The 13,170-nt window shown below is 38.3% G+C and carries 6 protein-coding genes and 2 pseudogenes; 1 reads left to right on the plus strand and 7 read right to left on the minus strand.

What is annotated here, in order from left to right:
• Window positions 1–861: 861 nt before the first annotated feature.
• The 6 genes and pseudogenes from ACQKN2_RS18570 to ACQKN2_RS18595 form a co-directional block, all read right to left on the minus strand.
• Entirely contained in the window at window positions 862–2,958 is a 2,097-nt protein-coding gene (locus ACQKN2_RS18570) for a beta-propeller domain-containing protein (protein ID WP_427416259.1), read from the minus strand.
• A 147-nt stretch (window positions 2,959–3,105) separates the two neighbouring features.
• A pseudogene (locus tag ACQKN2_RS18575) lies at window positions 3,106–3,444 on the minus strand (PPC domain-containing protein); the annotation flags it as partial.
• Between the two features lie 6 nt (window positions 3,445–3,450).
• Window positions 3,451–6,336 (minus strand): annotated as a pseudogene (locus ACQKN2_RS18580) (collagenase); the annotation flags it as partial.
• 270 nt (window positions 6,337–6,606) lie between these two features.
• Complete coding sequence (locus ACQKN2_RS18585) at window positions 6,607–7,800, minus strand: acyl-CoA dehydrogenase family protein (RefSeq protein WP_427416260.1); 1,194 nt, start codon at window positions 7,798–7,800, stop codon at window positions 6,607–6,609.
• A 10-nt stretch (window positions 7,801–7,810) separates the two neighbouring features.
• Complete coding sequence (locus ACQKN2_RS18590) at window positions 7,811–8,983, minus strand: saccharopine dehydrogenase family protein (RefSeq protein ID WP_427416261.1); 1,173 nt, start codon at window positions 8,981–8,983, stop codon at window positions 7,811–7,813.
• Between the two features lie 26 nt (window positions 8,984–9,009).
• Window positions 9,010–10,488, minus strand: coding sequence for an aldehyde dehydrogenase family protein (locus ACQKN2_RS18595; RefSeq protein WP_427416262.1), 1,479 nt, complete (start codon window positions 10,486–10,488; stop codon window positions 9,010–9,012).
• A gap of 421 nt (window positions 10,489–10,909) precedes the next feature.
• Between ACQKN2_RS18595 and ACQKN2_RS18600 the strand changes: the two genes are divergently transcribed.
• Window positions 10,910–11,710 carry a TIGR00266 family protein gene (locus tag ACQKN2_RS18600; protein ID WP_427416263.1) on the plus strand — a complete coding sequence of 267 codons (801 nt, stop codon included), beginning with the start codon at window positions 10,910–10,912 and terminating at the stop codon, window positions 11,708–11,710.
• A 206-nt stretch (window positions 11,711–11,916) separates the two neighbouring features.
• Here ACQKN2_RS18600 and ACQKN2_RS18605 read toward each other — a convergent pair whose 3' ends face one another.
• Window positions 11,917–12,879, minus strand: a complete 963-nt coding sequence (locus ACQKN2_RS18605) for a 2-hydroxyacid dehydrogenase (protein ID WP_427416264.1) — start codon at window positions 12,877–12,879, stop codon at window positions 11,917–11,919.
• Window positions 12,880–13,170: the final 291 nt, after the last annotated feature.

Below are 13,170 nucleotides of genomic sequence, written 5' to 3' on the forward strand. Positions count from 1 at the left end.
TCCAATCAATGAAAACGTAGTACTTTTACTTTGTGCAATTAAGAATGAACGCTATGATAAAGTAAAAGGATTCACGCACAGTTTTGTGTGTGAATCCTTTTTGCCTTTCGGAAGGTGGATGTCGATAAAAATTAAAAGTTAGGTGATAAAACGTGAATGTTGGGCGATAAAATTCAGAAGTTGGGCAATAAAACGTGAAAGTTGGTCAATAAAAATTAAAAGTTGGTCGATAACTCCTGAAAATGTCCCGATCAAACTAAAAAGTTGGAAGTCATTTTGTTAAAACGTATGTCATGTAGATAAGTCGATTGAAGTGGTGAATGGGCGACATAATAAAGTAAAAGGATTCACGCACAGTTTTGTGTGTGAATCCTTTTTGCTCTTTTGAAGGTGGATGTCGATAAAAATTAAAAGTTGGGTGATAAAACGTGAATGTTGGTTGATAAATTTCAGAAGTCGGGCGATAAAACGTGAATGTTGGTTGATAAAATTTAAAAGTTGGTCGATAACTCCTGAAAATGTCCCGATCAAACTAAAAAATTGGATGTCATTTTTTTTAAAACGCGTGTCATGTGGATACGTTGATTGGAGTGAAGACTGGGCGACATAATAAAGCAAAAGGATTCATGAACAGTTTTGTACGTGAATCCTTTTTGCTCTTTTGAAGGTGGATGTCGATAAAAATTAAAAGTTGGGTGATAAAACGTGAATGTTGGTCGATAAAATTCAGAAGTTGGGCGATAAAACGTGAAAGTTGGGCGATAAAATTTAAAAGTTGGTCGATAACTCTTGAAAATGCCCTTATTTTACAACAAAATAAAAAGTCCAATAAACTCACCTTGAGTTTATTGGACTCTTTTCTTATTTGATTGTTAATGTATCAAGTGGTTTAAAGTCTTTTAGCTGATAACTCTTTACTTCATTGCGAGCTACTGTGTAAAGAGCGTCATCTATATAGACTACTCGCTGTACAAGCTGCTCCCAATTTTCATACTGATCGCCCTTGCTTTTATTAACGATATTTCCTTTTAGTACGATGCCTTTATCTGCAGTGATTTCATAGATGTGTGCACCTTGACCTTTGTAGACAATTTCATCGCCCTTTCCTGCATCATACAGGACAACTGGGAAACCAAAGTAGTTGTATTCCTTGTTGCGGAATAACGCTTTAGGGTTGTATTGAACATCGGAGTACGAGCCTTTTCCACCGATTTTCACTGTTGATTGTTCCTTTGGATGTTTGAAATCTGATACATCAAACAATGACATTTTCATATTCGTTGTCACCGTAAAATTCCGCTTCGAATAGGTATCATAGCGTTGCTCCGTATCATAGCCAATGCCGATTAAATGTGTATCATCTAATGGATGTAAATAGTTACTAAAGCCTGGAATCTTTAGCTTCCCTAGCACAGCTGGCTTTTTCGGGTTTGCTACATCAATCACAAACAGTGGATCCACTTGCTTGAATGTTACGACATATGCTTTTTCGCCCATAAAGCGTGCAGAATATACTTTTTCACCAGGAGCTAAATCTTTTACTGCACCGAGCTGTTGTAAGTTTTCATCTAAAATAAATAGGTGATTTTTTGATATTTGTTGTTCATCCCATGCATTTCCTTCCGTTGTCACGATACGGAAATTACCGTCATATTCATCCATTGAGTATTGATTTAACACGGATCCTTTTACTTCCGTAGTGCCAACAAAATTCATGGCCGTTCCATCAACATTCCATTTAAAAACTTGTGTATTCGTTGTTCTTGGCATCCAGATCCTATCCATAATAAGGCCAGCAGCAGGCACTGGATTTCCATCATAAATGGGTGTTGTTAAATAAAGTGCATTCTCCGACATATAAAGTCCACTACTACCACCTAAGTATGCTTTTGTATTCGCCGTTTTCTTAGCACCATTTTTTAAATCCACTGCTGTCATTAAGCTATATGTTCCATCCATTGTATTCGGTAAAATAGAAATCTTCTCTAGCGGTAAACTTTTATATTCTTTTCCTTCTACACTATCATATGTTTTCGGTTTTAAATCCGGCGCTTTTTTCTCTCTAAGCATCCAATAATTCGGGTACATATTACCGATTAAATATAATGTGTCATTTGTAATTCGAATATCTTGTAAATACCCCTCTTGCCCCACTTCACGTATTAGCTTTGGATTTTTTGGATTTGAAATATCATATAACGAAGCTGTCGTCATGCTTGTGCCTATTTTTTCTAAATATTCATTGCTAATTGCTATTAATAAATGATCATATACTGCTAGCTTCGAAATATATTGTGATTCTTTCATCTTGATCGTTGTTGCTAGCTTTAAATTTTTTGGGTTCTTAGCATCCACTACAGTAATGTTCTGATCTTTTACAGCGTAAATATAGCCATCTTTGACAACAACTATATCACCCTCCTCCACGCCTTCGACTTGATTATTCGTTGTAGAGGAGTTGTTCGAACTTGCTTTGTCCTCGCTCTTCGCCACTTCTATGTTTGCTTCTTCACGCATCTCTCTTTGTGTATTAGCTAAAAGTGTTTCAAAATATTGTTGTAGCTCTTTCTCTGATTTGACAGCTTCAAGCTTTTCAATGATGGTGAACGCTATTACTTGCGATGTTGTTTTAGGTCCACCTAGTACAAACGCTTCTTTATTCACATGTAATTTATAGTTACCGGGTGTTAAATCGCTAATGAGAATGGTCTTGTTATCATCTTCCAATGCGACAGTTGCTGTTACCTTTTGATCTTTGCTATTTGTTACGTAAACATTGTCTTCCGTTATTTTGCTGGCATTTAGTGCATTCGTAAAGGATACTTGCCAGTTATGAGTTGTCATACTCGCACTTGTAGTCTGTGCCTCTACTTTTGGGGTCGACATGAACGTAAAAATTCCTGGCAAAATAGCTAGTACGATGATGATTAGCAATGCTCCCCACTTATTTTTCATCATTTTTCCTACCTTTCATAAAGTTGTTTATTATTTAGACTACCAACGAACAAAAGAGTTACATTATTCCGAAATTTTTCTTAGTAAAAAAAACGAGAGGCAGTGAATCCCTCTCGTTTTCAAATCAGCTTCTACTATTGTACCTAAAACTTATTGTACTTTTACTGTATATACCCCATTTTCATTATCAAATTTATAAATATATAAATAATATTTTCCTGGTTCCGCATTATATTTACCTTTTATATTATTTCCATCTTCCTGTCCATACGCTACGTAATTTCGCATATCAGACTCATGACAAAGCACCCATGTCATGCCAATTTGATTTTCATTTAAGACAGAAATATCGATTTCTTTTGGTGACGTAACATCGAATGTGTATACATCCGTATGATCATCATCCATCAAGCTACCTTTTAGGGGCATATTAAATGGTATCGTAGTCGCTTCTTCTGGACGATTATTTGGTTCTATCTCTGTTTTTGCTTCATTTTGTACATTTACTGTATATGTCCCGTTTTCTTGATCAAATTTATAAATATATAGATAATACTTTCCTGGTTCCGCATGAAGTTTACCTTTTATATCATTTCCATCTTCCTGTCCAAATGCTACGTAATTTTGCTTATCGGATTCATGATAAAGCACCCATGTCATACCAATTTGATTTTCATTTAGGACAGAAATATCGATTTCTTCTGGAGACGTAACTTCGAATGTGTATGCATCCGTATCATCATCACCAATCAAACTACCTTTTAGGGCCGTATTAAATGGAATTGTCTTCGCTTCTTCTTGATGATTATTCCCTGTTTGTGTGCCCTTCCGTACAGCTACAATTGCATGATCTTTACTTTCTATTCCCTTATCATTTTTCACTGTTAATGTCGCAGTATATGTGCCTTCTTTTTCATATACATGCGTAGGGTTTGCCTCGTCACTTGTTTTGCCATCACCAAAATCCCAAAGGTAAGAAACGATTTCTCCATCCTTATCTTTTGAACCATCGCTCGTGAACTGGATTTCTTCATTTTCGATTCCAGCATATGGACCATTTATCTTTACAATAGGCGCTTGATGATCACCTTCATCCGTCGCAACGCCGTGGAAAACAATATCATATTCAAACTGGTTTGCTGCATTCACACGGTAGTTTACGAAATATGCAGTCATTGTTTTATAGCCGCTCCACTCTTTTTGCGCCAGCTGCTCCAGTACTTGGTTTACGTGCTTACTCATTGTCTTCCAATCGTTAACTTCACCTTTTGTTTCACTGCCTACATACGTACCTTCGAATGTAAATGTATCAAAGAATTGAGACTTATGTTTTGTCATTTTTACATCTTTTACGTTAGCAGCATCGGCAATTTCTTGCTCTACTTCGTTTAACGCTTTTGGTGTATGCTCCACTAAATAATCTTCTGCTACTTGTGGCACCTCGTATTTTTCTTGATTATCAATCAATTGCTGCATATAGGCTTGGTATTCCGTATTCAGTTGTGGATCATTACTTAAAGCGTCACGATACGCATCATAATTTTTCACATCGTTCGCACGAATTAAATCTTGAATTCTATCAAATGTATCAAATTGATGCGTATACATATAGGATTGTAGTGCAAATGAATAGTTATAGAAATCCCATGATCCATATTTTGCAAACAATGTCTGTTTAGCTGTATAGCGTTGTGATGGTTCATCTGATAATCCACTAATAATACTCTTACGTGGAACAACATCATTTGTACGCGTTGATCCTGCAAAGAATTCTGCATTTCCTTCCTGGAACCATGTTAGTCGTTCATTTTGATACATATCACCCGTTCCGAATAAGCCAGGAACCTCGTATCTTCCCTGTAAATAATGTGTGAATTCATGGCGGAACAACTCTTCTAAACTATAAATACTTTGCTCTGGCGTACGTTCATATGTAAAGAACGTTCCATTCTCTTCAATATAAATACCACCATTATTTGTTTCATAGCCGTACAATTGACGGTTTAATCGATATTGATCTGGGGAGTCATAAATGACAACCGTTAATACGTCGTCAGCATTGCCTTGTTCTAATGCTTTATCATTCCCAATTACACGGTGATATTGTGCTTTTACTTCTTTTGCAGCCCAGTATAATCTTTGAATTTTGTCGTCTGTTACGTTAGCTCCCGTCTTAAAGACAATCGATCCATTATCAAATGTATAGGTTTTCGGTAAATATTGCTTCTTGCCCTCTTCACGCATTTTCTCTAAATCTACTGCATTTCCGCTATAGTCTTTTCCACCATAGTTTGTTGTAAGTTGCTCTACTGCCACAAAATAAGCTTCACTTAAATATGGATACATATGCATCGCTTGTGTAACAACTTCTAAACCTTTATCCGGATGACTATGGAATACGCCTAATCGTCCTGCATAATAAATGCCATTATTGATTAACCAACTATTGTTATCTGTTACTTTATGTATTAAAGCAATGTTATTCACTTCATTAATGAAACTATCAATCTTTCCATACCACATCGTCGTATTCGCTTCTTTGCCTGTCTGATGCAAGTACGACTGCAGGTCATAATCAATCCCATGTATTAAATCATAGATCACTTGCCCTTTTAAAGAATCGCTTTCATATGTAGAGAGATTTTCGCTATACTGTTTTAATATCTTCGCAGCATGCTGAACTGTTTCTGCATCACTAGAAGCATTACCGATTAATTTCCCATAGGCGGATACCACTTTATCTTGCTCATCTGTACCAAGTTTAAAGTTCGGATTGTTAGCCATTTCCTTTAATGCTGATAAACACTTATCATGGAAACTTCTCTCGTTTAAATAACCTAGTTCCTTATTATAAAACCCTAAATAAAATGCCGAACGCAATAGCTCAACAAATGTTTCAATACCCTTTGAATCATCTTTCGTAAAAGAACTTCCTCTTTTCCCTAATTCATTGATAATAGCTTGCATGCGTTCTTTATTTTGATAAAAAGCTTTTGTTTCTTCATTGAATTGGAATAAGTCTGTAATTTGATACCAGCGAATATTTCCTAGCGTATCAATTAGCTCACTATCGCCCATTCCATTCAGCTCTGCTATTGAGTACTGTTCCTGCAATTGCTTCGTTTCAGCAAGATTTATAGTTGGAGCTGGGTGTTCCGAAAAATCCCCCATTTCCAAACGTTCTTCAAATGATAATGTTTCATCAGCTGTTGTAGAATGTGCAACTTCATCATTAGGCGTTTCTATGCCAATAGGCTTCATTTGTAATACATTATAAGGCGTTTTTTCTGCTGCTGATACTTCTGCTTGTAACGCTCCGAATGACAGTGCCATCGTACTTACTCCAATTAACACTTGATTGAGTTTTAACTTTTTCTTCATAACAAATCCTCCTATGGTACTACATTTATAACTTGGTAATATGTTGATTATTTAGAACTATATTACCTTTTTAAAAATACCATATTATGTGAATAAAGCAATATAAAATGTTATTTTATAACAATATTTTCTTGTATAATTTGAACTTCAAGACACAATTAGAGTATAAAAATCAGTACATTTGTAATGAAATGGAATATTTCGCTTAGACATTAAAAAAAAGAACCCGAAGTTCGGATTCTTTTTTATGTTTAATTTTTGATAAAACGCTTACTCTTCAAATGGCCATTTCGGTAACATTTTTGCTAATGGCTTATCTTGGCGTGTTCCTAAAACATAGTCCGCCTGCATAATCGTATGGATCTCCCGCGTGCCTTCATAGATAACGGGTGCTTTCGAATTACGCAAATAACGGGCGACTGGATATTCATCCGAATAACCATATGCTCCATAAATTTGTACAGCATCATCCGCTGCCTTATTGGCAAAATCACAAGCCTGCCACTTTGCTAATGATGTCTCTCGCGTATTACGTACACCTTTGTTTTTTAATTCTCCAACACGATAGACAAGTAAGCGGCTCATTTGATAGCCCGCTTCCATTTTGGCAATCATTTGCCCTACTAGCTGGTGCTCACCAATAGGCTTTCCAAATGTTTCGCGTTCATGACAGTATTTCACACTTGCCTCGAGACACGCTTGAATGAGACCGACGGCGCCAGCAGCTACGGTAAAACGACCATTATCTAACGCGGACATTGCAATTTTAAAGCCTTCTCCTTCTTCTCCTAGACGATTCTCTACAGGTATACGTAGATTTTCAAAAAAGAGCTCACCAGTATTACCTGCACGAATACCGTATTTACCTTTAATCGCCTTCGACGTAAAGCCCGCCATGGAACGCTCCACGATAAAGGCGCTAATGCCATGATGCTTCTTCGATTTATCCGTGTAGGCAAAAACGATAAAATGGTCAGCTATATCACATAAGGAAATCCATGTTTTCTGCCCATTTAATACGTAAAAGTCTCCATCCCTTATAGCGGTGGTAGACATAGCAGCTACATCTGACCCCGCTCCAGGCTCTGTTAAACCGAACGCCCCAATCCGAACACCTTTCGCCTGCGGAACAAGATATTGCTGTTTTTGAGCCTCTGTTCCCCATTGCATTAAGGTCATGCTATTCAAGCCTGTATGAACGGAAACAGCTGTACGAAATGCTGTATCTCCACGTTCAAGCTCTTCACAAACGATGGCGAGTGCATTGTAATCCATACCACTGCCACCGTATTGTTCTGGGACACAAACACCCATTAAGCCGAGCTCAGCTAGTCTTGACCAAATCTTCGGATTGAAGCCACCCTCAGCATCCCACTTCGCAATATGTGGAAGTATCTCATCATCCACAAACTTCCGTACTGTTTTACGTAACATTTCCTGCTCAGTGGTAAATTCGAAATTCATGACCTAGCACCTACCATTTCACGATCATTGCAGATGTATGAGATGTTTCCTTAATAACTACACCTCGTTTGGCCATTTCTTCAATATAAATGTCGCCCGGTACAATTGATTCAGGTGCAAATACACCGCGCTCTGAAATTTTATTTTCTCCAATCATTTGAGCAACGACAGAAATTGTATTGGCTGTTGCACGAGCCATCGCTGTTTCATTAATCGTCATATCTTTACGCACAACCATTTCGTACTCATACGTCACTTGTTGCTGTGCCTTTTCACCCGCTACAATAACACGCAATAGCACTGCATCTGGTTTTGTACCAAGCTCAAGTTGCTTTTTAAGTGCCTCACGAACAACTGGACGTACAGAAACCTCCTGATTTTCTACCTCTACTTTATTATTAGCATCGAGGAGTCCTAAATCGGCTAATAGCTTAAATTTCTCTGCATGCCCTTTATAACGAATTGTTTTATATTCTAATGTTTGGACATTTGGGAATGTCTTATCCAGCGTCGATATACCGCCAGCTGTATAAAATGCCTCAAGCACACCAAAATCTTTGAAATAAATAGGTTCAACGCCTGATAACGACGGAACTTCTTGAAGTTTACCTTTTAGAATCACTTTTGATGGATCTGTATAATGATCAAAGACACCATCTAGAGAAAATACGCGTGTATAGTTAAGAGGTGGCTTCGGTTCTGTAGGAATACCGCCTACAAATAGTTTAATAGATTCCACTTCATCTAATTTCGAAGCACCGTAACCTGCTAAAATATTGACCATACCTGGCGCAACACCTAAGTCTGGAATAATGGTTACACCTTTTGCTTTTGCCTCTTCGTCGAGACCTAATATTTTTTCTGTGACACCGCCAATATGACCACCTAAATCAACGGAATGAACACCCGCCGCGATGGCTGCTCTTGCTACACGCTCATTAAAGGCATAGAATAATGCATTAACGACTACGTCGCCTTTTGAAATAACCTCCATTAACGAGTCATCGCGCTCAGCATGAAGCTCTACAACCTCAATTTTATCTGTATTTAACGAGTCCACAAAGTCCTGCGCTATTTTTACGTCAATATCCCCTAAAAATACACACTCTACTTTGCTATTTTTTATTAAATCACGAGCTACCTCTTTCCCCATTAAACCTGCACCTAATACAACAACTTTCATCAAGAACATCCCCTTTCATTGATCTGTTATTCTGTATCGATTTGTGCTCTTTGTAATTTCCCGCTATAGTCTACATAAATACTTTTCCATTCTGTATAGACATCCAATGCAGCTACACCCGAGTCACGGTGACCATTCCCCGTGCCCTTTGTCCCACCAAATGGTAAATGGATTTCAGCACCTGTTGTGCCAGCATTCACATAAACAATACCTGTATCTAAATCGCGTTGTGCGCGGAAAATCGTATTCACATCTTGTGAAAAAATTGAACTGGATAAGCCAAATTTTACACCATTGTTTACTTCGATTGCTTCATCTAAACTTGCTACTTCAATAAGAGAAACGACCGGACCAAAGATTTCTTCTTGTGCAATAATCATGTCAGGCTTCACATTGGTAAATAGTGTAGGCTCATAATAAGACCCTTTGTCATAAGGAGGCTCAGATAAAATTCTACCGCCAGCTAACAACGTCGCCCCTTCCTGTTTGCCGATTTGCACATAGTGATTAATCTTTTCCAATGCAGCTTTGTTAATGACAGGTCCGATTTTCACGCCTTCATCTAGACCGTCCCCAATTGTTAGCTTATGCATTTCGTCTAATAGACGTTTTTCTAGTTCCTCTCTTACACCTTTATGCACGATCACGCGACTACATGCTGTACATCTTTGACCAGCAGTGCCAAATGCACTCCATAGGATTCCTTCAGTGGCTAGCTGTAGATCGGCATCATCCATCACGATGACTGCATTTTTTCCGCCCATCTCTAATGAAATTTTCTTAAGGTGTTTACCACCTAGCTCTGCTACCTTACTTCCTGTTGTTGTAGAGCCGGTAAATGAAATGACTTTAACATCTGGATGTTCAATTAATGCTGTTCCAACTGTTGGCCCTGTACCAAAGACGATGTTTGCTACGCCATCTGGTAAGCCAGCCTCTTCAAAAATTTTACCCATTTCATACGCCATCATCGGTGTTTCATTCGATGGCTTCCAAATGAACGTATTGCCAGCAACGATTGCCGGGAATGACTTCCAGGTAGCAATGGCTACAGGGAAATTCCACGGAGTTATTAACCCTACAACGCCAATAGGTGCCCGTACGCTCATGGCAAATTTATTGGCTAGCTCAGACGGTGTTGTCTCCCCAAATAACCGTCGTCCTTCACCAGCCATATAATAGGCCATATCTATCCCTTCCTGTACTTCACCTCTAGCTTCTTCAATGACCTTTCCCATCTCTTTTGTTAAAACGGTCGCTAAATGCTCCTTCTTCTCCTTCATTTTTTGACCGATGGCATATAAATAGTCAGCACGTTTAGGCGCAGGTACTAATGCCCAGTTTTTTTGTGCCTGTTTTGCAACCGCTACCGCTTCATCTACCTCACTTGCCGTAGAACGCGGAATCGTAGCTAGCTGCTCCCCATTTGCAGGGTTGGTCACTACTATACTTTGTAAATGGGAATATGTTGCCCATTTACCACCGATATAGTTTTTGATTTCCACTACAAACACCCCCTGAAGTATCTATGTTGCCTCTGTATCATCGCTACCAGTTGCATTACTTTTAAACAGATGTCATCTATTAATCTCTATGCAGAATCAAATATGTCAAAATTCCGAATCTTTAATATATAACAATCTGTAAAGCATGCTTTTGGTTCAACGACATTGGTGACAATCACCAGAGATTTTCTTTTCTCTTAGCTAAACATTGATGTCAGTTCAGGATGAAAATCTTATGTGATCATTGAAAAACAATCACAAATTTTCAGCTAAACGAAAATAAAAAATACTCATACTAGTTTTTTATATTCGACATCTTCTATCTTATTCCTTTTTTTTCTTAAATAATTAATTATTCATTGAAACTTACATAACATATAATCGTATATACTATTAAAATGAATTTTGGAGGAATCCTATTATGAATAATCACGAAATTGACTACAAATTACATGGCGACGATATGCAATATGTGCAAGTTGAGCTTGACCCGCAAGAAACAGTAGTAGCTGAAGCTGGTGCTTTAATGATGATGGATGATTCTATCCATATGGAAACGATCTTTGGCGATGGTTCAAGAGGAAGCCTAGAAAGTGGTCTTATGGGTAAATTATTTGGAGCTGGAAAACGCCTAATTACAGGTGAAAGTTTATTTATGACGACATTTACGAATGTTGGTTCAGGTAAACGTCATGTGTATTTTGCTGCTCCATACCCTGGAAAGATTATTCCAATGGATTTAAGTCAATTAGATGGAAAGATTATTTGTCAAAAAGATGCTTTTTTAGCTGCTGCAAAAGGCGTATCAGTTGGCGTTGAATTCCAAAAGAAAATCGGCGTTGGCTTCTTCGGTGGTGAAGGCTTTATTATGCAAAAACTTGAAGGAGACGGCATGGCTTTTGTACATGCAGGTGGCGCTATACACGAAAAGGTTTTACAGCCAGGCGAAGTATTGCGTGTTGATACAGGCTGTTTAGTAGCCATGACATCTGATGTACATTACGATATCGAGATGGTTGGAGGCGTAAAAACAGCATTGTTTGGTGGTGAAGGTATCTTCTTTGCTACTTTAAAGGGGCCGGGTAAAGTATGGATTCAATCCTTACCATTCAGCCGATTAGCAAGTCGCGTATTCGCTGCAGCACCAATTTCTCAAGGCGGTGGCGGTCAATCTAAAGGCGAAGGCGGCATTGGCGGTTTATTTGATATGTTTAATAAATAATGGACGCTATTTAAAAAAGGAGCACATCTAATGCGATGTGCTCCTTTCATGTTTTTGAAAAACTATTATGTCAATGAGATTAAGGTGTCATAAATAAAGTATGGCTCTTTGCCAAAACGAGGGGTTGATTTCCGTTCCGGCTGGGCGCTTTCCACGGGCGGGCTAGCCGTTTCTTCGCCAGAGCTCCCCTTGTTATCTTCATTACATTAATCTATTCGATTGGATGGAGTTTGGCCCTGTCCGTAAGCAGTAAGTGCTTTAACGTTCAGCATCAGCATAGCCGTTCTAGTTTGAAGCGAGGCACTACCGATATGCGGGAGTGCTACAACATTAGGAAGCGTCAACAATGGATGATCCAACGCAATAGGCTCTTGCTCAAAGACGTCTAGCCCCGCAGCCCATAACTTACCACTTTTTAACGTCTCATAAAGTGCGTTCTCATCGATAATGCCACCTCGTGACGCATTAATTAATACCGCATCATCCTTCATTAACGCAAGTTCCTCTGCTCCTATAAGTCCTACTGTATCATTGTTATAAGGTGTCATAATCACAACAAAATCCGATTGTTTTAAAAGATCCTCTAACGATACATATTGAAAACCATACATTTCCTCTGCCTCATGGCGACGTCTACGATTGTTGTATAAAATTTTCATATCAAAACCTTTTGCTCGTCTTGCAACAGCTTGACCAATACGTCCCATACCAATAATTCCTATCGTGGACCCTGAAACTTCTTTCCCCACTAATTGCATTGGATACCAGCTTTTCCATTTACCCTCACGCAAATATCGATCGCTTTCTGGAATTCTACGAGCCGTCGCAAGCAATAATCCCATTACAAAATCAGCCGTCGTATTTGTTAAAACTCCTGGCGTATTTGTCGCCATTATTCCGCGCTTACGCAAAGCTTTGACATCAATATTATTAAATCCAACTGCTAAATTTGTCACGAGTTTTAGATTAGGTGCGTGTAATAATAGTTCTTCATCGACTTGATCAGCAAGCGTTACCCACAGTGCTTCACAATCTGCGACAGCTGCCAATAGTTTTTCACGCGGTATAACAATTTCCTCCTCCTCCCATTGTTTGATATCATAAAACTCTTTCAACGGTTCAACTATATGTGGCGGAAACTTACGTGTAATAAATAATTTCTTTTTCATATTCCGAACACCTCTCTACTCAATTCGCCTATAGCGTAACACTTAGAACGCTCATTTTCTAGGGATTTCTTATTTTTGCATTTATGACACTATTCCTTTTTTATCACTCTACAAACTTCATCCATCTATTTGTTGTTTTATCCTTCTGAAAAGTGATTTTATCTTATTATTTATGAAAAATAAAACTAGGCTAGTTTAAAGTGTACCCTTTGTAAAGGACATTTTGAAAAAAGCTAGGCAACTTTTTGAAGCTGCTGTCTGTATTTTGCAGGCGGCAGCTTTTTCAAGTTC

Source organism: Lysinibacillus sp. NPDC093688 (assembly GCF_050280145.1).
Classification (GTDB): domain Bacteria; phylum Bacillota; class Bacilli; order Bacillales_A; family Planococcaceae; genus Lysinibacillus; species Lysinibacillus xylanilyticus_B.